Annotated in this window: 22 protein-coding genes and 2 pseudogenes; 11 read left to right on the top strand and 13 right to left on the bottom strand. The window is 64.8% G+C overall.

Annotation, left to right across the window (positions count from 1 at the left end):
- Positions 1–105 precede the first annotated feature (105 nt).
- The gene (locus YU3_RS0113455; protein WP_027166743.1) at positions 106–747 is read left to right on the top strand and encodes a TetR/AcrR family transcriptional regulator; all 642 of its coding nucleotides are present in this window, start codon (positions 106–108) and stop codon (positions 745–747) included.
- Positions 748–798: 51 nt separating this feature from the next.
- On the opposite strand, the gene YU3_RS0113450 is transcribed toward YU3_RS0113455, so the two are convergent.
- Together YU3_RS0113450 and rpmE are read right to left on the bottom strand one after the other, a co-directional pair.
- Complete coding sequence (locus YU3_RS0113450; protein WP_156913456.1) at positions 799–987, bottom strand: hypothetical protein; 189 nt, start codon at positions 985–987, stop codon at positions 799–801.
- A 52-nt stretch (positions 988–1,039) separates the two neighbouring features.
- On the bottom strand, positions 1,040–1,261 hold the full coding sequence (gene rpmE, locus YU3_RS0113445; RefSeq protein WP_027166741.1) for a 50S ribosomal protein L31: 222 nt from the start codon (positions 1,259–1,261) through the stop codon (positions 1,040–1,042).
- A 205-nt stretch (positions 1,262–1,466) separates the two neighbouring features.
- Here rpmE and YU3_RS0113440 point away from each other — a divergent pair, with 205 nt between their 5' ends.
- Positions 1,467–3,269, top strand: coding sequence for an ABC transporter transmembrane domain-containing protein (locus YU3_RS0113440; RefSeq protein WP_027166740.1), 1,803 nt, complete (start codon positions 1,467–1,469; stop codon positions 3,267–3,269).
- A 25-nt stretch (positions 3,270–3,294) separates the two neighbouring features.
- Here the strand turns inward: YU3_RS0113440 and YU3_RS0113435 are convergent, their stop codons facing one another.
- Positions 3,295–4,779: a carboxypeptidase M32 gene (locus YU3_RS0113435; RefSeq protein ID WP_027166739.1), complete on the bottom strand. Its 1,485-nt coding sequence runs from the start codon at positions 4,777–4,779 to the stop codon at positions 3,295–3,297.
- A 146-nt stretch (positions 4,780–4,925) separates the two neighbouring features.
- Between YU3_RS0113435 and YU3_RS0113430 the strand changes: the two genes are divergently transcribed.
- Positions 4,926–5,279, top strand: a complete 354-nt coding sequence (locus tag YU3_RS0113430; protein WP_027166738.1) for a DUF1304 domain-containing protein — start codon at positions 4,926–4,928, stop codon at positions 5,277–5,279.
- Positions 5,280–5,353: 74 nt separating this feature from the next.
- Here YU3_RS0113430 and YU3_RS0113425 read toward each other — a convergent pair whose 3' ends face one another.
- The 8 genes from YU3_RS0113425 to YU3_RS0113390 form a co-directional block, all read right to left on the bottom strand.
- Entirely contained in the window at positions 5,354–5,779 is a 426-nt protein-coding gene (locus YU3_RS0113425; protein ID WP_027166737.1) for a hypothetical protein, read from the bottom strand.
- Positions 5,780–6,028: 249 nt separating this feature from the next.
- Positions 6,029–7,057: a peptidoglycan -binding protein gene (locus YU3_RS0113420; protein WP_027166736.1), complete on the bottom strand. Its 1,029-nt coding sequence runs from the start codon at positions 7,055–7,057 to the stop codon at positions 6,029–6,031.
- A gap of 1 nt (position 7,058) precedes the next feature.
- On the bottom strand, positions 7,059–8,081 hold the full coding sequence (locus tag YU3_RS0113415) for a MotA/TolQ/ExbB proton channel family protein (protein WP_027166735.1): 1,023 nt from the start codon (positions 8,079–8,081) through the stop codon (positions 7,059–7,061).
- Between the two features lie 102 nt (positions 8,082–8,183).
- Positions 8,184–8,876, bottom strand: a complete 693-nt coding sequence (locus YU3_RS0113410) for a hemolysin III family protein (protein ID WP_027166734.1) — start codon at positions 8,874–8,876, stop codon at positions 8,184–8,186.
- 151 nt (positions 8,877–9,027) lie between these two features.
- On the bottom strand, positions 9,028–9,828 hold the full coding sequence (locus tag YU3_RS0113405) for an inositol monophosphatase family protein (protein WP_027166733.1): 801 nt from the start codon (positions 9,826–9,828) through the stop codon (positions 9,028–9,030).
- A gap of 24 nt (positions 9,829–9,852) precedes the next feature.
- Positions 9,853–10,422, bottom strand: a complete 570-nt coding sequence (efp, locus tag YU3_RS0113400; protein WP_027166732.1) for an elongation factor P — start codon at positions 10,420–10,422, stop codon at positions 9,853–9,855.
- Between the two features lie 128 nt (positions 10,423–10,550).
- Positions 10,551–11,687, bottom strand: coding sequence for a tetratricopeptide repeat protein (locus tag YU3_RS0113395; protein WP_027166731.1), 1,137 nt, complete (start codon positions 11,685–11,687; stop codon positions 10,551–10,553).
- A gap of 1 nt (position 11,688) precedes the next feature.
- Positions 11,689–12,336 carry a thiamine phosphate synthase gene (locus YU3_RS0113390; RefSeq protein ID WP_027166730.1) on the bottom strand — a complete coding sequence of 216 codons (648 nt, stop codon included), beginning with the start codon at positions 12,334–12,336 and terminating at the stop codon, positions 11,689–11,691.
- 212 nt (positions 12,337–12,548) lie between these two features.
- Here YU3_RS0113390 and YU3_RS0113385 point away from each other — a divergent pair, with 212 nt between their 5' ends.
- The gene (locus tag YU3_RS0113385) at positions 12,549–13,277 is read left to right on the top strand and encodes a class I SAM-dependent methyltransferase (RefSeq protein ID WP_027166729.1); all 729 of its coding nucleotides are present in this window, start codon (positions 12,549–12,551) and stop codon (positions 13,275–13,277) included.
- A gap of 76 nt (positions 13,278–13,353) precedes the next feature.
- On the opposite strand, the pseudogene YU3_RS41240 reads toward YU3_RS0113385, so the two are convergent.
- Positions 13,354–13,511, bottom strand: a pseudogene (locus tag YU3_RS41240) (GNAT family N-acetyltransferase); the annotation flags it as partial.
- Between the two features lie 79 nt (positions 13,512–13,590).
- On the opposite strand from YU3_RS41240, the gene YU3_RS0113375 reads away from it, so the two are divergent.
- Positions 13,591–14,361 carry a sulfite exporter TauE/SafE family protein gene (locus YU3_RS0113375; RefSeq protein ID WP_027166727.1) on the top strand — a complete coding sequence of 257 codons (771 nt, stop codon included), beginning with the start codon at positions 13,591–13,593 and terminating at the stop codon, positions 14,359–14,361.
- A gap of 176 nt (positions 14,362–14,537) precedes the next feature.
- Here YU3_RS0113375 and YU3_RS0113370 read toward each other — a convergent pair whose 3' ends face one another.
- Positions 14,538–15,089, bottom strand: coding sequence for a DUF2269 family protein (locus tag YU3_RS0113370; protein ID WP_027166726.1), 552 nt, complete (start codon positions 15,087–15,089; stop codon positions 14,538–14,540).
- Between the two features lie 252 nt (positions 15,090–15,341).
- On the opposite strand from YU3_RS0113370, the pseudogene YU3_RS36475 reads away from it, so the two are divergent.
- The 6 genes and pseudogenes from YU3_RS36475 to ruvB all read left to right on the top strand — a co-directional run bounded on the left by YU3_RS36475 (position 15,342) and on the right by ruvB (position 20,357).
- Positions 15,342–15,717 (top strand): annotated as a pseudogene (locus YU3_RS36475) (hypothetical protein).
- A 374-nt stretch (positions 15,718–16,091) separates the two neighbouring features.
- Positions 16,092–16,622, top strand: a complete 531-nt coding sequence (locus YU3_RS0113360; RefSeq protein WP_027166725.1) for a DUF1465 family protein — start codon at positions 16,092–16,094, stop codon at positions 16,620–16,622.
- A gap of 307 nt (positions 16,623–16,929) precedes the next feature.
- Positions 16,930–17,994 carry a glycosyltransferase family 2 protein gene (locus YU3_RS0113355; protein ID WP_027166724.1) on the top strand — a complete coding sequence of 355 codons (1,065 nt, stop codon included), beginning with the start codon at positions 16,930–16,932 and terminating at the stop codon, positions 17,992–17,994.
- Between the two features lie 141 nt (positions 17,995–18,135).
- Positions 18,136–18,645 (top strand): crossover junction endodeoxyribonuclease RuvC, encoded by a 510-nt coding sequence (ruvC, locus tag YU3_RS0113350; protein ID WP_027166723.1) that lies wholly within the window; start codon positions 18,136–18,138, stop codon positions 18,643–18,645.
- 10 nt (positions 18,646–18,655) lie between these two features.
- Positions 18,656–19,276, top strand: coding sequence for a Holliday junction branch migration protein RuvA (gene ruvA, locus YU3_RS0113345; RefSeq protein WP_027166722.1), 621 nt, complete (start codon positions 18,656–18,658; stop codon positions 19,274–19,276).
- A gap of 43 nt (positions 19,277–19,319) precedes the next feature.
- Positions 19,320–20,357: a Holliday junction branch migration DNA helicase RuvB gene (ruvB, locus tag YU3_RS0113340; protein WP_027166721.1), complete on the top strand. Its 1,038-nt coding sequence runs from the start codon at positions 19,320–19,322 to the stop codon at positions 20,355–20,357.
- Positions 20,358–20,432: the final 75 nt, after the last annotated feature.

Raw genomic sequence — 20,432 nt, 5'->3', positions numbered from 1 at the left:
CGGGTCCGATGCAAATGTGATAAATCCTCACATTTGCAAAACGTGATAAACCCTCGTATTTTGCGAGTCAAGCCTGTTTTAGAGAACCTCGCCACGGAGAAAGCCATGGATGGAAAAACCGCCGCGAAGCCGGACCAGGCCGCCATGGCTTCACCGCGCCGCGCGCCGAGCCAGCAGCGCAGCCGCGAGCGGGTCGAGCGCATGCTTGCCGCCGCCTCGGCGCTGATTGCCGAGCAAGGCAGCGATGCGATGCGCATGGGCGAGGTGGCGGAACGGGCAGGCGTGTCGATCGGCTCGCTCTACCAGTTCTTTCCGGACAAGCGGGCGATCGTCTGGGCGCTGGCCGAGCGCTACACCGCCGAAAGCCAGGCCTGCATTGCGGCGGCGCTGAAAGATGTCGGCGACGCCGAAGGTCTGAAACGGGCGTTTTCGGAGCTGGTGGACATCTACTACCGGCTGTTCCTGGCCGAGCCGGTGATGCGCGACATCTGGTCGGGCACGCAGGCCGACAAGGCGCTGCGCGAGCTGGAACTGGCCGACAGCCGCGCCAATGCCGAATTCCTGGTCGCAGTGCTCAAGCGGCTGCGGCCGGCCGCTGACCCGGTCCAGTTGGAGACGACCGCGTTTCTCGTCTGGCAGATGGGCGAGGCTGCCGTGCGGCTGGCAATTTCGGTCGATCGGCAGGAGGGCGACAGGCTGGTCGCGGCCTACAAGCGCATGGCGCTGAGGGAACTGGTTGGCGAGTAGAGATTACCGCGATTGGCGAAACCGCTGGCGAGAGCGCCCCTCGCCCCGTCACTATACGGGAGAGGATGCCGGCAGGCAGGTGAGGGGCAGCGCGAACTTGTGATAGTTGGCGGCCGCTTTGTCGCGGAATTTGTCCGGTCCATCTCTGTAATCAACCAACTTGCCGACGCGGGCGCCGCCCCTCATCCGCCCTTCGGGCACCTTCTCACCGTAAACGGGGAGAAGGACGAAACTGGCCAACAAAAAACCCGCCTCGAAGGCGGGTTTTTCAAATCCTGCTGATGTATCCGGCTTAGAGGCCGAAACCCTCGAAGCGCTTCTTGAACTTCGACAGGCGGCCGCCGCGGTCGAGCAGGGTCTGCTGGCCGCCGGTCCAGGCCGGGTGCGTGGTCGGGTCGATGTCGAGGTTCATCGTGTCGCCTTCCTTGCCCCAGGTCGAGCGGGTCTGGTATTCGGTGCCATCGGTCATGACGACCTTGATGGTGTGGTAGTCGGGATGGATATCGGCCTTCATCGTCGTGTTTCCTGGCTGCCGGCGCTGGTGACGGGCCTATGGCCTGCGTCGATGCGCCCCTTTTTAAAACTCGAAGCCGCAGCTAATGAAAAGCCACGGCTTCTAAAACGGTCGGCGAGCCTATACATCAGCCGGAATTGAATCACAAGGCCGCGGCAGGCGCATATTGAAGCGCAGTACCGGCAAGCGGCCAGAGGAAACGCTCATGGCGGACATCGGTGCCAGTCTAGACGAGCGCAGGCGCTCGATCCGACCGCTCAGACGCCTTTTTCCCTATCTCACCCGCTACAGGAAACTGGTCTTTGGCGCCATCATCTCGCTGATCGTGGCGGCGGTGACGACACTGGCGCTGCCGATGGCCGTGCGCCGCATGATCGACCACGGTTTCCAGGCTGCGAGCTCCACCTTCATCGCGGAGTATTTCGCGGCATTGGTTCTGATGGCGGCTTTGCTGGCGGCGGCCTCCGCCAGCCGCTACTATTTCGTCATCACGCTCGGCGAGCGGGTCGTCGCCGACATACGCCGCGACGTCTTCGCCCATGTCACGACGCTGTCGCCGGCCTTTTTCGACACTGCGCATTCCGGTGAGATCGTGTCGCGGCTTGCCGCCGACACGACGCAGGTGAAATCGGCGGTCGGCGCCACGGCGTCGGTGGCGTTGCGCAATGTCATCCTCGGCCTCGGTGCGGTGGCGATGATGGTCGTCACCAGCCCGAAACTTTCCGGCCTGGTGATTGCGGCCATCCCGGTGATCGTGCTGCCGCTGGTCGCCTTCGGCCGTTCGGTGCGGCGCAAGTCCCGGCAAGCGCAGGACACGCTCGCCGAAGCCACCGCCTATGCCAGCGAACAGATCGGCGCGGTGCGCACGCTGCAGGCCTTCACCAACGAGAAGCTGGTCACCGGCCATTTCGCCGCTGCCGTCGACGCTGCCTTCGAAGCGGCGCGGGCCTCGGTGTTCGCGCGCTCCTTCCTCACCTTCTTTGCCATCTTTATGATCTTTTCCTCGGTCGTGGCGGTGCTCTGGTTCGGCTCGCGCGACGTGCTTGCCGGCACGCTGTCTCCGGGCACGCTCGGCCAGTTCCTGCTCTATTCGGTATTTGCCGCCGGCGCGCTCGGCGCGCTGTCGGAGGTCTGGAGCGAGCTGTCGCAAGCAGCGGGCGCCGCCGAGCGGCTGACGGAGATCCTGGCCGAGACGCCGGCGATCCGTTCGCCGGTCGATCCGCTTCCCTTGCCGGCCACGGCCAAGGGCGCGATCAGCTTCGACGGTGTTTCCTTTTCCTATCCGGCGCGGCCGGACCGCGCCGCCGTGCACGGCCTGAGCTTCCAGGTGAAGCCCGGCGAGACGGTGGCGATCGTCGGGCCCTCGGGCGCGGGAAAAAGCACCGTCTTTTCGCTGATCCTGCGCTTCTACGATCCCGAGAGCGGCCGCATCGTTATCGACGGTGTCGACGTGCGCGAGGCCGATCCGGCCGCCGTCCGCCAGCGCATCGCGATCGTGCCGCAGGACGTCACCATCTTCGCGGCCAGTGCTGCCGACAATATCGGCTTCGGCCGGCCGGGCGCCAGCGACGCCGACATCGAAGCCGCGGCCAAGGCCGCGCTTGCCGACGAATTCATCGCCAGGCTCGACAAGGGCTATGACAGCCAGGTCGGCGAGCGCGGCGTGACGTTATCCGGCGGCCAGCGCCAGCGCGTGGCGATCGCTCGCGCCATCCTGCGCGACGCGCCGATCCTGCTTCTCGACGAGGCCACCTCGGCGCTCGATGCCGAAAGCGAGACGCTGGTGCAGACCGCGCTGGAGCGGCTGATGAAGGGCCGCACTACCATCGTCATCGCGCACCGGCTGGCGACGGTGCTCAAGGCCGACCGCATCCTCGTCATGGAGGGTGGCCGCATCGTCGAGGAAGGCACGCATCAGAGCCTGGTCGCCAAGGGCGGCATCTACGCGCGGCTCGCCAAGCTGCAGTTCGAGACGGGAGCCGGCGCTTTCAGGGGCGCGGCGGAGTAGCAGCTATTTCGACCACCGGCCTTTGTCAGTTGCCGTAGCGCCTGCGCAGATGCTCCGTGAAGTAGGCGGCGTTGAGCTTTTCGCCGGTGGCGCGCTCGAGCAGGTCCGGCGTCGACCAGCGCGAGCCCTGCGACCAGATCTTGTCGCGCCGCCATCCGTTCACGGCGCTGAAATCGCCCTTGGCGAGATCCTCGTCGGCGGACGGATGCTCCCTGGTCAAGGCCGCCCATTGCTGCGCCGCCATCATCGCGCCCAGCGTGTAGGAGGGGAAGTAGCCGAAGGCGGCGCTCGGCCAGTGCACGTCCTGCATCGGCCCGTCGGCCGGGTTGTCGATGGTCGAGAGGCCGAGATAGTCGCGCATCTTGGCATCCCAGGCCTCCGGCAGGTCGGCGACCTCCAGCCGGCCGGATACGAGCTCCTGTTCGAGCTCGTAGCGCAGGATGACATGCAGCGGATAGGTGACCTCGTCGGCGTCGACGCGGATCAGGCCGCGCTCGACATGGTGGACATGCGGCAGGATGTCGTCCAGCGACCAGGCTTCGCCGAGATGCTTTTCGACCACCGGTAGCGCCCAGCGCCAGAAGGCCGGGTTGCGGCCGATCTGCTTTTCGACGAACAGGCTCTGGCTCTCATGCACGGCCATGCCGCGCGCCCTGCCGAGCGGCCAGTGCGACCAGGCTTTCGGCAGGTTCTGTTCGTAGAGCGCATGGCCGGTCTCGTGCAGCACGCCCATCAGCGCCGACAGGAAGTCAGAGGTCTTGTAGCGGGTGGTGATGCGCACGTCGCTCGGCACGCCGCCGCAGAAAGGATGGTGCGACACCGAGAGCGAGCCATGAGTGAGGTCGAAGCCGACCGCCGCCATCATGGCGAGGCCAAGCTCGCGCTGCCTGTCGATGGCATAGCTGCCTGACAGCGGCTTCAATGGATGTTTTGCCAGCCGAGCATCCTGGACGGCCAGCGCATGCGGCAGGAAATCCTTGAGAAAGGCCTTCAGCTCGGTGAACACCGGCGTGATGTCGGCGGCGCGGTTGCCGGGATCATACTGCTCCATCAGCGCGTCATAAGGCGCGAGGCCAAGCGCGTCGGCGCGCAAGGCGGCTTCTTCACGCACCAGGGTCACGACGCCTTCCAGCGCCGGCACGAAACCGGCCCAGTCGTTCTTGGCGCGCAAGTCGCGCCAGAGCTGCTCGGAACGCATCCGCGCCACCGTCTGGCGCTCGACGAATTCGGCGGGCAGGCAGGTGAGGTTGGTGTATTGGCGGCGCAATTCCCGCACCGCTGCCTGTTGCTCTTCGCTCAGCGGCTCGCCTTCGGCGGCGGCGATCCGATCGCCGATCTCGGGCGCAGTCGCCTGGCGGTGCAGCATGCCGGCAAGCGAGGACATCGCCTCGGCGCGCTTCTCGCCGCCGCCGACCGCCATATGCGTCGCCTCGTCGGCGCCAAGGATGGCTAAAGCATGCTCAAGCGCTTCGAGCTTGTGGCCGAGTTCGTCGAGTTTCTGGAAGGACATGAATATACCTGGCTGCGAGTTGGCTGGCGCGAAAAGATACCATGGCGCCGGGCTTGGCAACCCTGATCGGCCGGACCATCGTCAACCTGTCTTGCCTATGGGCGGCGGGGCGTGATCAATGCTGGGACGAATGGTTGGAGGGGACAATGGTCGGCAATATCCTGGTCGGGCTGGTGGCGCTGATCCACTGCTATATCGTCTATCTGGAGATGGTGTTGTGGGACACGCCGCGCGGCCGCAAGACGTTCAGGCTGACGCCGGAGTTCGCCAGCGCCTCGAAGGTGCTTGCCGCCAATCAAGGGCTCTATAACGGCTTTCTCGCTGCGGGCCTGATCTGGGGGCTCTATCTCGGCGCCGGCGGGTTTCAGATCAAGATGTTCTTCCTGCTCTGCGTCGCCGTCGCGGGCCTCTACGGCGCGGCGACCGTCGGCCGCAAGATACTCTTCATCCAGACGGTGCCCGCGGTGCTCGCCATCGTCGCGCTGCTGCTTGGCCTTTGAGCCAAAAGGAGGCCCTCGGGATGAAGGTCCCGCGGGCGTCAGGCGGGTCCCTTCCTCCGTGGCCGGAGCAATTCCTAGCCGTTCGGGTAATTCCCGCCATCGGAGCCGTCGCCGAGCATGAAACCGCTGCCGGTGTCGTTCATCAGCTTCTGATCGATATTGTCGAGCCTCCGCAACAGGTCATGATATTGCGGCGACGGGATCCTGCCATGATCCGATGCAGCGACATGCTGCGCGGCCTGGCTGATATGTGCGGCGCGCATATGCAGTTGCCGCGCTTCGGAAGCCGAGATGTTGTTCGCCTCGCGGGCGTCGGAGATGCCTTGGTCGACGCCCTGAACCTGCTCGACCAAGCTGGTCACGCGCGGGCCGGTGAAATCGGTTGGGGCGGTCGCGTCGAGGAGCCCCTTGTGGTGCCCGGCGGCATAGGCGCCGGCAAGCGGGGCCGCGATCAGAGCCGCAGCCAGGGTTGCAGTCTTGAGAGATGTTGAAGCGCGCATGGCGGCGCATCCTTCTGCCAGGGAAGGGAGCGGCCGCGCCGCTTGATCTTCCGACTTTCCGGGCCGTCCGGTTCCGTCGCGTCGCGATGGAGGCATCGCCGGCGGTCCCCAACCCTGCGCGGCACGTTAGGAGCGTCAATTTGTGATGTGTAATTAAAAAAAGATAATGTTTTCAGGCCTTGCCGGCAGGCTTCTGCGCCCTACGGTTGAGCCGGCAAACAAATTCGCGTGAGTTTTCGTGATGAAAAATCACCGTTCGGTGAGCTTCAGTTCGATGCGGCGGTTCTTGCTGCGCGCCTCGTCGGTATCGGCGGGATCGAGCGGCTGGAATTCGCCGAAGCCGGCGGCGACAAGACGGTTGGCCGGTACGCCGTTCTCGATCAGGAACTTCACGACGGAAGTCGCCCGCGCGGTCGACAATTCCCAATTGTCGCGGTAACGCCCCGCGCCGGACAGCGGCTGGTTGTCGGTATGGCCGTCGACGCGCAGCACCCAGCTGATCTCGGGCGGGATTTCCTTCTGCAATTCGATGATGGCGTCGGCGAGCTTCTTCATCTCGACCTTGCCGGCATCGTTGATCACGTCGGAGCCGGTCGGGAACAGCACCTCCGACTGGAAGACGAAGCGGTCGCCGACGATGCGGATGTTCTCGCGGTCGGCGAGGATTTCGCGCAACCGGCCGAAGAAGTCGGAGCGGTAGCGGTTGAGTTCCTGGACGCGCTGCGCCAGTGCGACGTTCAGACGGCGGCCGAGATCGGCGATCTTGGTGTTGGAGTCGCGGTCGCGCTGCTCGGAGACGTTGAGCGCGTCTTCCAGCGCGCCGATCTGCTTGCGCAGCGCGGCGATCTGCTGGTTGAGGATCTCGACCTGGCTCAGTGCCTGCTGGCTGATCTGGCGCTGGTTGCTGAGCTCGCCAGTCAGCTGCTCGGCGCGCTGGTTGGCCGCGTCGCCGGCGCCGGCTCCCTGCGCCAGCAGTTGCTGGAGGCGGCTCTTTTCCGCCTCCGAGGCCGACAGCGAGGCCTGCAAATTGGCGAGGGAATCCTCCTTGTCCTGTGCAGACGAGCGCTCCAGCGCCAGAAGCTGGGTCAATTCGTTGATCTGCGAATTAAGGCGGTTGAGCACCGTGTCCTTGCCGGAGATCTCGCGGCTGAGCAGGAACTGCGCCAGCACGAAAACGGTGAGCAGGAACATGATCGCCAGAAGCAGCGTCGACAGCGCGTCGACGAAGCCCGGCCAGTAGTCGATGCGGCGGTCGGCGCGCCGTCTTGCCAGCGCCACGTCAGTGGACCCCTTGCTTCTTCAGCGCGTCGGCGATCTTCTCCAGCGTGTTGCGCATCGCCTTCTGCTCATCGGACTGGGCCTCGACCCAGTCGCGCATGATCTGCTGCTCGGAGCGCATGTTCTTGACCAGGCCCGAGATGCCGTCGGCAAGATTGGCCATGGCGGTGGCGACGCGCGGATTGGAGCCGCCGCCATTCTCCTGCAGGCTGCGCAGCCGTTCCGACAAGAGCCGGATGTCCTCCGAGGATTCGGCAGCCTTCGAGGTGTCGGAGACGACGATGTCGGACGACAGGTCGGTGACCGAGGACAGCCAGTTCTCGAGCTCGGTGTAGAAGCGGGTCTGGGCGCGGCCGGCCTGGAGGTCGAGGAAGCCGAGCACCAGCGAGCCTGAAAGGCCGAACAGCGAGGACGAGAAGGCGGTGCCCATGCCGGCGAGCGGCGCCGACAGGCCCTGCTTCAGCGCATCGAGCACAGCCGCGGCATCGCCGGTGCCCGGGTCCAGCGCCTCGATCGTCTCGCGGATCGAGGCGATGGTGTTGAGCAGGCCCCAGAAGGTGCCGAGCAGCCCGAGGAACACAAGGAGGCCGACCAGATAGCGCGAGGTATCGCGGCTTTCGTCGAGGCGGGTGGCGATGGAATCGAGCATCGTGCGCATCGAAGAGGTCGAGAAGGCCATCGAGGCCGAACGGCCGATCATCGCCTTCATCGGCGCCAGCAGAACCGGCTCGGTGGTTTCGGAGCCGGCGCGGAAGGAATTGACCCAGCGCACCTCGCGGAACAGCCGCCCCACCTGCGCGAAGGCAAGCAGGATACCGACCGCCAGCACGCCGACGATCAATCCGTTGAGGCCGGGATTGCTGGAGAAGGCGGTCGATATCTGGCGGGTGAGGATGGCGGCGATGAAAGCGACGATGATCAGGAAGATCACCATGGTGAGCAGGAAGACCTGCGGGCTCGATAGCTTGTGCGGATCATAGACCAGGACGTCCGATCGCTTGCCGAAGGATCTGAGAAAAGCCATCCGTGCCCCGTTTCCGATGCCACCGCCGCAGAATTGCCGCGACTCTAAACGGAATTGTGACCAAATTGAATGGCGCTTGGCAATATGGCCCGCACCAAAGGCTCAGAACCGGTTGACGACCAGGCAGTCGACCATGGCGGCCAGGTGCAGACCGGCACCGGTGACGACGAAGCCGTGCCAGACGGCATTGTGGAAGCGCAGGCCCTTCCAGGCGAAGAAGATGACGCCGCAGGAATAGACGATACCGCCGGCGACAAGCAGCGCGATCGAGGTCGTCGGCAGCGTCTCGACCAGCGGACCGGCCAAAACCACGCCGCTCCAGCCGATGGCGAGATAGAAGACGATGGCCAGCCGGTCGTAGCGGCCGGGCAGGAACATCTTGATGGCGATGCCGGCCAGCGCGGCGCTCCACACGACGGCGATCATGGGCAGCGCCAGCAGCGAGTTGTTGAGCTGGGCGAGGAAGGGCGTGTAGGTGGCGGCGATCAGCAGATAGATCGCGGCATGATCGAAGCGGCGCAGGATCCATTTCGCCGGCCACGAGACCGGCCACAGGTTATAGGCCAGCGATACCGAGAGCACGGTGAGCAGCGAGACGACATAGAACACCGCGGCGACATATTCGCCTGGGCCGGAATGGAACGCGGCCAATGCCAGGAAGGCGGAGCCTGCCGCGATCGCCAGCACGATGCCCACGGCATGGACGATACCGTCGGCGATCATTTCGGCGCGCGAATAATGCCAACGCCCCACGAAGGGGATATCAAGCTGGGTATTTGGCCGCGCGTCGTTCATCAATGATCCTGCAATGCCTAATCTGGGCACCTGCGGACTAGTATTTCAAGCTTCGGTTGCGGTTTTGCGACCGCAGCCGCGCGTCCTTTCGACGCGCAAAGGAGATTTTAGCACTTTGATTTGCGTTAAGAGCGCCTCGGCGCTACGTCTTTCAGCGTGGCGACAGCGGCTTCTTGACGGTCTTGAGCAGGGCGCGCTGGATGAGTTCATTGCCGGCGACGATCTCGCCATTGTCGAGCATGCCCTGTGCGCCATCCATGTCGGAGACGAAGCCGCCGGCTTCGCGCACCAAGAGAATGCCGGCGGCGATGTCCCAGGACGACAGGCCGGTCTCCCAGAAACCATCCATGCGTCCGGCCGCGACATAGGCGAGATCGAGCGCGGCGGAGCCCAGGCGGCGAACGCCGGAGACTTCCGCCATGACGTTGCGCAGCTCGATCAGGAAATTGCCGTGCTGGCCGCGGCCGAGATGCGGCATACCGCAGCCGATCACCGCATCGGTCAGCTTGGCGCGGCCGGCGACGCGCAGCCGGCGATCGTTCATGAAGGCGCCGCCGCCGCGCTCGGCCGTGTAGAGCTCGTCCATCGCCGGATTGTAGATGACACCGGCGACGATCTGGCCCTGGCGCTCGAGCGCGATCGACACCGAGAAGATCGGGATGCCGTGCAGGAAATTGGTGGTGCCGTCGAGCGGATCGACGATCCAGCGGTGCTGGGCGTCCTCGCCCTCGACCGCGCCGCGCTCCTCCATCAGGAAGGCATAGCCCGGCCGCGCCTTGGAAAGCTCGGCAAAGACGATCTCTTCCGCCTTGCGGTCGGCCTGGCTGACATAGTCGCCTGGTCCCTTCAGGGAGACCTGCAGGTTCTGCACCTCGCCGAAGTCGCGCGACAGCGAGCGGCCGGCCTTCATCGCAGCCTGGACCATGACGTTGAGGAGAGCGGAACGCGCCATTTCTGTGTTTCTTTCTGCCGTTGCCTACTGCTCTGCGCGGCGCACGTAGGTGATTTCGTTGGTGTCGACGATGATGCGCTCGCCGGCCGAGATGAAGGGCGGCACCAGCACACGAACGCCGTTCTCCAGCACCGCCGGCTTGTAGGAGGAGGCGGCCGTCTGGCCCCGCACCACCGGGTCGGCCTCGGTGATGGTCAGCGTCACCTGGTCGGGCAGCGAAATGCCGATCGGCCGTTCCTCGTAAAGCTGGACGGTCACCATCATGCCGTCCTGCAGGAAGGCGGCGCGCTCGCCGACGAAGTCCTTGGCCAGCTCGAGCTGCTCGTAGCTTTCGGTGTCCATGAACACCAGCGCCTCACCCTGTTCGTAAAGGAAGGAGAAGTCCTTCAGGTCGAGCCGGATATGCTCGACGGTTTCGGCCGAGCGGAAGCGCTCGTTGAGCTTGGTGCCGTTGATCAGGTTCTTCAACTCGACCTGGTTGTAGGCGCCGCCCTTGCCTGGCTTGACAGTGTTGGTCTTGACCGCCACCCACAGCCCGCCATCGTGCTCGATGACATAGCCGGGACGGATTTCGTTGCCATTGATCTTGGCCATGATGAACTGATCCGAATGAGATTTTTCGGCGCGGGCCGCGCTTTGGCGCCTCCAAGACCACAAATCGCCAGGGGAGGCAAGGGAGGGAACCAAAGCAGGATGGCCGTGCCGTCCACGACGAAGCGGTGTCAGCGCAGGCGATTGGCCTTCTGCAGCGCCTGCTTGGTCTGGTCGTCGTCGAGGCCTTGCAGGAAATCGTCCATCTGCGGGTCGATCAATCCGGCGCGGCGGGCGACGATGTACCAGGCGCCGGCAAGGATCAGGTCCGGCTCGGTGCCGATGCCGCCCATATAGAGCTTGGCGAGGCGGTTCTGGGCGGCGACATTGCCGCCTTCCGCCGCTCGCTTCATCCAGGCAAAGGCCGATTTCAGGTCGCGTGCGCCGCCGCGCCCCTCGATCATCCAGGCGGCGAGGTCGATCTGCGCGGTGTCGTAATTCTGCCTCGCGGCCTGCGCCAGCAGCATGCGCGCCTGGGCGTCGTCATGCGGCTTGCCGCCGACACCGTTGGCATAGAGCTGCGCCATGGCGTATTGCGCATCGGCGAGGCCGGTGGCGGCCGCGCGCTCGTAGTAGACGGCGGCCTTTGAAAGCCCGTCATCGCTCGGGTCCCGCTGGACGAGCAGCTGCGCGAAGTTGAACTGCGCCAGCCGGTTGCCGGCCTCGGCCGCGGCCTGCATCAGCGCGAAGGCGCCCTTTTCGTCCTTCTTCACATAGCGGCCGTCGAGCAGCATCAGCGCATATTGGAACTGTGCTTCCGGCACCCCTTGCTCGGCGGCCAGCGCATACCATTTGCTGGCCTCCGCCGGATTGAGCGGCACACCCAGTCCGCGCGACAGGATTTCGGCCACGAGCGTCTCGGCCGCCGGATCGCCGTTCTTGGCGCGCTCCACGGCAAGGTTGTAGGCGGTCTTGTAGAGCCCGCGCTGGAAGGCGCCGTAGGCGGCATCCGGCTGCTTGGCGCCGAAGCGGTCGGGATTGACGGTGTCGGCCGATGGCGGCGTCATGGTGGACGGCTGCGGCAAGGTGTTCTGGATCGGCTTATCGATATGCGGAGCGGCGCCGAACCTGCTCGCATCCGGCGCGCCGGTGTCCGGCGTGGCTGCGTTCGGTGTGGCCATATTCGGTGTACCCGCTTTTGGGGTACCGGCATCCGGCCGCGGCTGCGGCAGCGGGACGGTTTCGGCCGCGATCGCCGCTCCCGTCAGCCAGCAAGCCGGGGCCAGCAAGCCGGCCAGGACAGCCAGCGGAAGCACACGCAAGCGCATGTCAGCCCTCGAAACGCGGCGCAGTTTCATCGAGCAACGCGTTTGCGGCGGCGATCGCCGCCCGCGGGTCGCGCCCGTCGGCAAAGACGGCGCTGGAAAGCGCCACGAACTCGGCGCCGGTCGCGGCCACCGTCGCGACAGACGCAAGCTCGGAGCCGGCCATGACGATGCAAGGGATCGAAATCATCTCCGCCCACCATTCGCCGAGAGCGAGGTTGCGGTGGTGCGGCTCCGGCTTGTTGTCATAGCCGAAGCGGCCGAAGAACATGTAGTCCGGCCGTGCCTCGCCGAGCGCCAGCGCCTCGTCGCGGGTCTTGGCGCCGCCGACGCCGACCATCATCTTGCCGGCCACGTGCTCCATCGTCTCGGCAAGCTCCTTTGGCCTCACTTCGACGTGGATGCCGTCGGCCTGGACGCGTCCGGCGATGCGGCTGTCGCCGGCGATGATCACGGCGATGCCGGCGCCCTGAGCGATCGGCACGATCCTTTCGGCAAAGGCCTGGAAGGAGGCATCATCCATGCCGTTGTCGGGCAGGATCAGCGAGGCGACGTCGCCACCGTCGAATGCCGCGCAGATATGCTCCGCCGGTACAAGCGGCGGCGCGATCAGCACGATGCGGCAGCGGTTGGGCGGGGTTGCTTCGTTCATTGGCCTTCGGTCCCGGTTTCGCCTATGCCGGGCGAAGATGGTTGCATTGCGGCATAGAGCAAAGCGCCCGGCTTGAACAGCGGGCGTGCGGGGCCAAGGCCAAAATGCTTAACCGCGGCCGTGGCTTGCGCTGTCCATTCGGGTTTCGCGGATGGCGTTGGAAGCCGAGGGGAGGTCCGCTAGATTTGCCGGCAGAAGGAGCAGACAGGCACATGGCGCAGAATATCTACGACCGTCCGGATTTCTTCGAAGGCTATAGCCGGCTCGGCCGCTCGATCGAGGGCCTGGACGGCGCGCCCGAATGGCCGGCTCTGCGCGCCATGCTGCCCGATATCGATGGCTTGAGCATCGTCGATCTCGGCTGCGGGTTCGGCTGGTTCTGCCGCTGGGCGCGCCTACATGGCGCCAGGGAGGTCCTCGGCCTCGACCTGTCGGAGAGGATGCTTGCCGGCGCACGCGCCGCCGGCTCGGACGAGGCCGTCACCTATCGGCGCGCCGACCTCGATGAGCTCAGCTTGCCCAAGGCGCGGTTCGATCTCGCCTACAGCTCGCTTGCCTTGCATTATGTCAGCGATGCCGCGCGCCTGTTCGCGACCATCCACCAGGCCCTGGCTCCCGGCGGCACTTTCGTCTTCTCGACGGAACATCCGATCTACATGGCTCCGACCAACCCAGGCTGGTCGGTCGACGCCAAGGGCAGGAAGACGTGGCCGGTCGACCGGTACCTGGTCGAGGGACCGCGCACGACCGACTGGTTCACCAAGGGCGTTGTGAAATATCACCGCACTGTCGGCACCACGCTCAATTTGCTGATCCAGGCTGGATTCACCATCGGCCATGTCGAGGAATTCCGACCGACGGACGAGCAGATCGCCGCCAGGCCGGAACTGGCCGAGGAGCTTGAGCGGCCGATGTTCCTGCTGGTCCAGGCGCGGCGGTAAGTGGCCGGACGCCGTCTCCAGGGGAGTAGAGCATGATCTTTTCCGAGAACCGGTTCCCACTTTTCGGGATCATGCTCTAGAGTTCCAGCTTGTAGCCGACGTGGCTGGCCTTGAAGCCAAGGCGCTCGTAGAAGCGGTGCGCGTCGGCCCGGCTCTTGTTGGTCGGCAGCGGCGCTCGCGGCATTTGTCGATCGCCCACTCGAACAGGCGCTGTCCCAACCCTTCGCCGCGCCGGTCCGGCATTAATGACTATCCCGCCGGCGGTATTCTGCGCTATGGCTGAATTCCCGCCTTGTTCAACCTTCCTTTGCCGATGTCAGGTCTGCTCAGCGATCCGTGGTTCTATGTCGCCGCCATTCCGGCGGTGATCCTTGTCGGCCTGTCGAAAGGCGGCTTCGGCGGCGCCGTCGGCTTCGTCGGCGTGCCGTTGATGGCGCTGACCATCCCGCCGGTTCAGGCGGCCGCGATCCTCCTGCCGATCCTGTGCCTGATGGATGTGGTTTCGGTGTGGACCTGGTGGGGCGTTTACGACCGCAAGATGCTGGTCGACATGATGCCCGGCGCCGTCATCGGCATTGGACTGGGCTGGCTGACCGCGGCCCTGGTCACCGAGGAGATGGTGCGGCTGATCGTCGGCGCCGTCGCGCTGGTCTTCGTGCTGCGCTGGATCTACCTGCAGTTCCGCCATGGCGCCGACCATGCGGCGGAGCCGAACCGCATTGCCGCCGCCTTCTGGGGCACGGTGGCCGGCTTCACCAGCTTCGTCGCCCATGTCGGCGGCCCGCCCTTCCAGGTCTATGCGCTGCCGATCCGGCTCGATCCGAAAGTGCTGTCGGGAACGGCGGCGATCTTCTTTGCCGCCACCAATGCGCTGAAGCTCATCCCCTATTTCGCGCTCGGCCAGTTCGACACCACCAACTTGACCGCCTCGGCGGTGCTGATGCCGCTGGCGCCGCTCTCCACCATCGCCGGCGCCTGGCTGGTGCGCCGCATGCGGCCGGAGGTCTTCTATCCGTTCACTTACGCCACCGTCGCGGTGGTCGCCGTCAAGCTCGTATGGGACGGCATTGCCGGCCTGATGTAGGCGCGTCGATATTCAGGTGAGGCCGGCCTGCAAATGGTGGTTTCCTGCGCTTCCGGTGCTCACGTACTTTAAGTACGCTCCGCTCCGGTTCTCGGAAGCCACGACTTTCGACTCGGCCTGACCTGAATCTCAACGCGCCCTAAAGCGGGCGGCATTTGGCCGCCCGTCTTCAAATATCAAGCAGTGCCGGGCACCATCTGGCGGCTGCCGCCGAAGGCGAGCGCGGCGCCGAGGGTGATGACCATGACCATGCCGGCAAGAATGCCGATGTCGTGCAAAGTGGGCTTCAGCACCATGTCGGCGATGATCACCAACATCACCGCATAGTCGAGGCGCGCCCAGCTCATCATGCGCTGGCCGATGGCAAGGACCGCCGGCGTCACGCCCTCCTTGGCGACCATGGCGCCGATGCGCTCGCCGGCCGGCTTGAAGATCAGCATGCCGATCGAGAAGGTGGTGGCGTAGCCGGCAAGGCCGATGACGATCCACAGATCGGAGAAGCCGACCCAGAAGCCGCACATGACGAGGCCGAAGACGAGGGTGAGCATCGACATTGGCGCGAAATAGCGGCCGCCGAGCTCTCCGCTGGCGCGCATCGCCTGCAGCTTGTCATCGATGTTGCCGGCGCGCTCGGCAAGTGCGCCGAGCAGGAATAGCGCGAAACCGCCGCCGACCCACAGAATGGCCGAGACGACGTGAAGGAATTTGACGATCGAGTACCAGTCCATGCTGTGCTCCTTGATATCTTTCTTGACCTGCGGGCGGCGTCGATTTGCGCCGGCCGCTGCGAGGAGCGCGCGTTTTGCGCGGGGCGCGTTTCGGAACGATGTCACGAAAGACGAAATTCTGTTTCATTTGGAACCTGGAGCGGCTGGTTGCGACATCACCCGGAAACATCGTCGAGGCATCGACGCCGGGACCGGCGCGGATCGCCTGACGATCGATCCGGTTCGGCACCGCAACAGCTATTGGAGTGACCAATGCAAGGGGTAGCCCGAAATTTCTTTACGCTCGCCATCATCTATTCCTGGCGGAATGGCGCTGGGCATCCACATGGCGATCAGCCGGGATCACGGCCAGATGCCGACCCACGCCCACACGATGGTGGCCAGCTGGCTCATGTCGGCGGTGTTCGCGTCCTTCTATCACCTGTTCCCGGCCGTCGCGCATAAGAGGCTCGCGGTCATCCATTTCTGGCTGACCGCGATCAGCGGCATCGGCCTGCTTGTCGGCCTCTACACCATGCTTGCCGGCAATCCGGCGATCGAGCCGCTGCTCGGCATATCCTCGCTCGCGTTCTACGCGGGCATGCTGCTGTTCGCCTTCATCGCCTTGCCCGCGATCTGGAGAAGTTGAGCCGATACCCGATCGCCTCAGCCGTCCCGTTCCGGCACAGCAAGGGCCGTTCGGTCAAAAATTCCGCGCGGCGTTAAGGGTTCATTAAGCTTTACGGGCGTTTACTATGCCCATCCAGTTTTGCTGGATTCTTACCGAGTGGTTGGAGCCACTTTGTTTGACGCCTCCCTGTTAAACTCCTGAGAGCCGCCTTATCCGCGGCTCTTTTTTTATCCGCGGTCGGCCGGCTGGAGCACGACCGGCGTTAACCGTTTGTTAAACATGCGCTTGCCTTCACGGGCGTCGAAGCGCATTTTCACGCCTCAGTCATTTAGGGTGCGGGCCACCTCGGCAAGGATAGCCGAATCGGCTTGCGGCAGTGCAGGGGCGTATCGATGAACGAGCCTTCGAAGGGCAGCGCGAAAACCATCAAACTGGCGGAGCGCCGGGTTTTCTCCCAATCCTTCAAGCCGCTCTACCAGGAAGGCATGGGGCTGGTTGAACAGGCAGCCGAATATCTCGATGGCAAGGGCAGGCTCGAAGCCAAGAAATTGTCGCGCACGGCGGCGACGCTCTATGCGGCCGAATCGATGCGGCTCACCACCAGGCTGATGCAGGTTGCTTCCTGGCTTCTGCTGCAGCGGGCTGCGAATTCCGGCGAGATGACGCGCGACCAGGTGGCCTCGGAGAAATCCAAGGTGCGTCTCGACACCGCGTCCGCGCATGACGAAGCGCTCGGCTGGAACGAACTGCCCAAGGATTTTCTGGAACTCGTGACGCACTCGCTGCGCCTGCAGGCGCTGGTGCGGCGCATGGACGAGGAAATCTACGGCGGCGTCGTCAGCGACACGCACATACCCGGCCGCAGGGCCAATCCGGTGTCCGACCAGATCAGTCTCTTGAATACGGCGTTCGCGCGCGGCTAAAACCGCGTTTGCGACAAACGCAGCGATAGCGGCGCGCAGGAACGGGGACCGGCATACTCTTAATCGAGCCGTAATTTGGCGAGCGGCGGTTTTGGCAGCAAGTCGAACGCCTGCGACTACGGCCGCTCTTCGATATTGCGGTAGCCGTCATCGCATTGAAGGCCATGCCGGCCTTCGCGAGAAATTCACCCTTGCCTTGAAGCGATAGGCCCCTAGTTGGAGCCGTTCGCCGCAGCCGGGTCGACCCGAGCCGGTTTTGCAGGAAATCACCGTCACTGTGACCAAAGCAGATTGCGAGGTTTGATCCGTGCATTCGCCATTGGACCGCCGCCCGGTATCGATCATCATCCCCAATTATAACTATGAACAGTTTCTAGGACGCGCCATCGACAGCGCGTTGGAGCAGGACCACCGAAATGTCGAGGTCGTGGTCGTCGACGACGCATCGACGGATGCGTCGGTGGCCGTCATCGAATCCTACGGCGACAAAATCCGCCCGTGCCTGAGGCGCAGCAATGGCGGACATGCCGCTGCGTTCAATACCGGGTTCGAGGCGAGCACGGGGGAGATCATTCTTTTCCTCGACGCCGACGATTATCTCTATCCGAACGCCGTCTCCGAGGTCCTGGACGAGTGGGACTCGGATGTCGCGCAGGCGCAATTCAGATTGCATCTCGTTGATGAGGACCAGCATATCAAGGATGTTTTTCCACCCCCGGAACAGCCCTTCGACTCGGGGGACGTCGTCCCGGAATTGCTGCGCAAGGGGCGGTACCGCACCACGGTGACGAGCGGGTTGGCGTTTGACCGTGAGGCGCTGGAGACGATAATGCCGATGCCGGAAAGCGATTTCCGGCAAGGCGCCGATGGCTATCTCGCGACGCTCGCGCCGCTTCACGGAGAGGTGAAATCCATCGACACCTGCCTTGGCGCCTACCGGATCCACGGTTCCAACCATTCGGTTTTTGCCGAAAAGCTTGCCGAGCGGGCGCGTTGGCGCGTGCAGCACGACTTCCGGCGCCTTGAAGCTTTGTCCGACCGGGCGGCCGAGATCGGCTTGACCGTGCCGCCGGATGCCGGCCTTCACGATCCGGTCCATCTGGAAGAGCGCTTGGCCTCGCTCTGCGTCGACGAGCCCCAGCATCCAGTTACGACCGACTCGCGGCTGGGACTGGCAAGAGCGGGCGCCGCCGCCAGTCTGGAAATGGACGCATCCTGGCGGCGGCGCGCTGCCCTGGCGGCATGGTTCCTTTCCATCGGGCTTCTCCCGCGGCGCATGGGGAACGCAGTCCTGGCATGGAAGCTGGTCGCATCGTCCAGGCCGGCATTTCTTTCGCGGCTGTCGAAAACTATCCGTCGCGTGACGAACTAGGGCACTTCGACGCAATTCCGGACATGCCGTCTCGCGAATGCCGGTTCGATGGAATTTTCGGGTGCGTTCTCAACATCGCAATTGTTTCTGGTTTGTTCACATTTTGCTGACATCGCTTGCCGCCACGGCTAGACTTGGCGCATGGGGGAAGCGATTCGCATCATCGGCATCGATCCGGGCCTGAGGCGCACCGGCTGGGGCATCGTCGACAGCCTCGGCAATTCGCTGCGCTTCGTCGCATCCGGCACCGTCCGTTCGGACGACAAGGCGCCGCTGGCGACACGGCTCTGCCAGCTGCATGACGGGCTGGCCGAGATCCTGCATCAGGCCATGCCGCACGAGGCGGCGGTCGAGCAGACCTTCGTCAACAAGGATGCGGTGGCGACGCTGAAGCTCGGCCAGGCGCGCGGCATCGCCATGCTGGTGCCGGCGCGCGCCGGGCTGGTGGTCGCCGAATACGCGCCCAATGCCGTCAAGAAGGCGGTGATCGGCGTCGGCCACGGCGAGAAGAAGCAGATCCATATGATGGTGAAGGTGCTGATGCCGAAGGCTGTCTTCGATACCGACGACGCCGCCGACGCTTTGGCCATCGCCATCTGCCATGCGCATCACCGCCAAAGCATCGCTTATCGAATGGCGGTTGCGGGCTGAGGGGACCGTCATGATCGGCAAGCTCAAGGGCACGCTGGACGAGATCGACGAAGACTCCTGTCTCGTCGACGTGCACGGCGTCGGCTATGTCGCCCATTGCTCGACGCGCACGCTTGCCACGCTGCCGTCGCCCGGCGAAGCGGTGGTGCTGTTCATCGAGACCTATGTACGCGAGGACATGATCCGGCTCTACGGCTTCCAGTCCGCGCTTGAGCGCGAGTGGTTTCGTCTGCTGATGAGCAACGTGCAGGGCGTCGGCGCCAAGGTGGCGCTGGCTATCCTGTCGACGCTGGCCCCGGCCGACCTCGCCAACGCAATCGCGCTGCGCGACATCGCCATGGTCTCCAGAGCGCCCGGCGTCGGCAAGAAAGTGGCCGAGCGCATCGTCACCGAACTGCGCACCAAGGCGCCGGCCTATGCTGGCGCGGCCACCGGCACGATCGGCCTCAAGCAGGAGCTCGGCGAAGGTGTCGCGGCAGCACCGATCACCGATGCCGTCTCCGCGCTGGTCAATCTCGGCTATTCGCGCGACATCGCCGCCAATGCCGTGGCGGCCGCGCTGAGATCGGCCGGCGAGGGCGCGGATGCGCCCAAGCTGATCCGCTTCGGGCTGAAGGAACTGGCGCGGTGAGGCAGCGCTTGTTCCGCCATCGGTCCTATGCAAGGAAGGCGGCATGAACCTTTCGCCCCGCCTCATTGCTCCCGACAAGCGCGGCGAGGACGCCGACCAGACCTTGCGGCCGCAGTCGCTCGACGAGTTCGTCGGCCAGGCCGCGGTGCGCGCCAACCTCAAGGTCTTCGTCGATGCCGCCAAGGGGCGCGGCGAGGCGCTCGACCATGTGCTGTTCGTCGGCCCGCCCGGGCTCGGCAAGACGACGCTGGCGCAGATCATGGCGCGCGAGCTCGGCGTCAATTTCCGCTCCACCTCCGGCCCGGTCATCGCCAAGGCCGGCGATCTCGCGGCGCTGCTCACCAATCTGGAGGAGCGCGATGTGCTGTTCATCGACGAGATCCATCGCCTCAATCCGGCGGTCGAGGAAATCCTCTATCCGGCAATGGAGGATTTCCAGCTCGACCTGATCATCGGCGAGGGGCCGGCGGCGCGCTCGGTCAAGATCGACCTCGCCCGTTTCACCCTGGTCGCGGCGACGACAAGGCTGGGGCTTCTGACCAATCCGCTGCGCGACCGGTTCGGCATTCCGGTCCGGCTCAATTTCTATACCGTCGAGGAGCTGGAGCAGATCGTGCGCCGCGGCGCCCGCATCCTGCAGATGCCGCTCGGCGACGACGGTGCGCTGGAGATCGCGCGCCGCGCGCGCGGCACGCCGCGCATCGCCGGCAGGCTGTTGCGCCGTGTGCGCGATTTCGCCTCCGTCGCCGGCGACGGCCATGTCGACCGCCGGATCGCCGACGAGGCGCTAACCCGGCTGGAGGTCGACGCGCTCGGCCTCGACGCGCTCGACCGCCGCTACCTGTCGATGATCGCGCGCAACTTCGGCGGCGGCCCGGTCGGCATCGAGACGATCGCGGCCGGCCTTTCCGAGCCGCGCGACGCCATCGAGGACATCATCGAGCCCTATCTCATCCAGCAGGGCTTCATTCAGCGCACGCCACGCGGCCGCGTGCTGACGGCGAACGCATGGCGCCATCTCGGGCTTGACCCGCCGAAGGATCTCGCCCAGCAGCAGATCAGCCTGTTCCAGGAAGAATAACGGAGATTTGTTCGCCATTTGGCCGTGCAATGGCCTGCCTGCGCAGAATCTGCGCGCCTCGGCCTAGGTGAGGGC

This window comes from Mesorhizobium sp. WSM3224, from assembly GCF_000427725.1.
In the GTDB taxonomy this organism is placed as follows: domain Bacteria; phylum Pseudomonadota; class Alphaproteobacteria; order Rhizobiales; family Rhizobiaceae; genus Mesorhizobium.
Note: the sequence above shows the minus strand (reverse complement) of the source record. Positions and strands in the feature narration are given on the sequence as shown.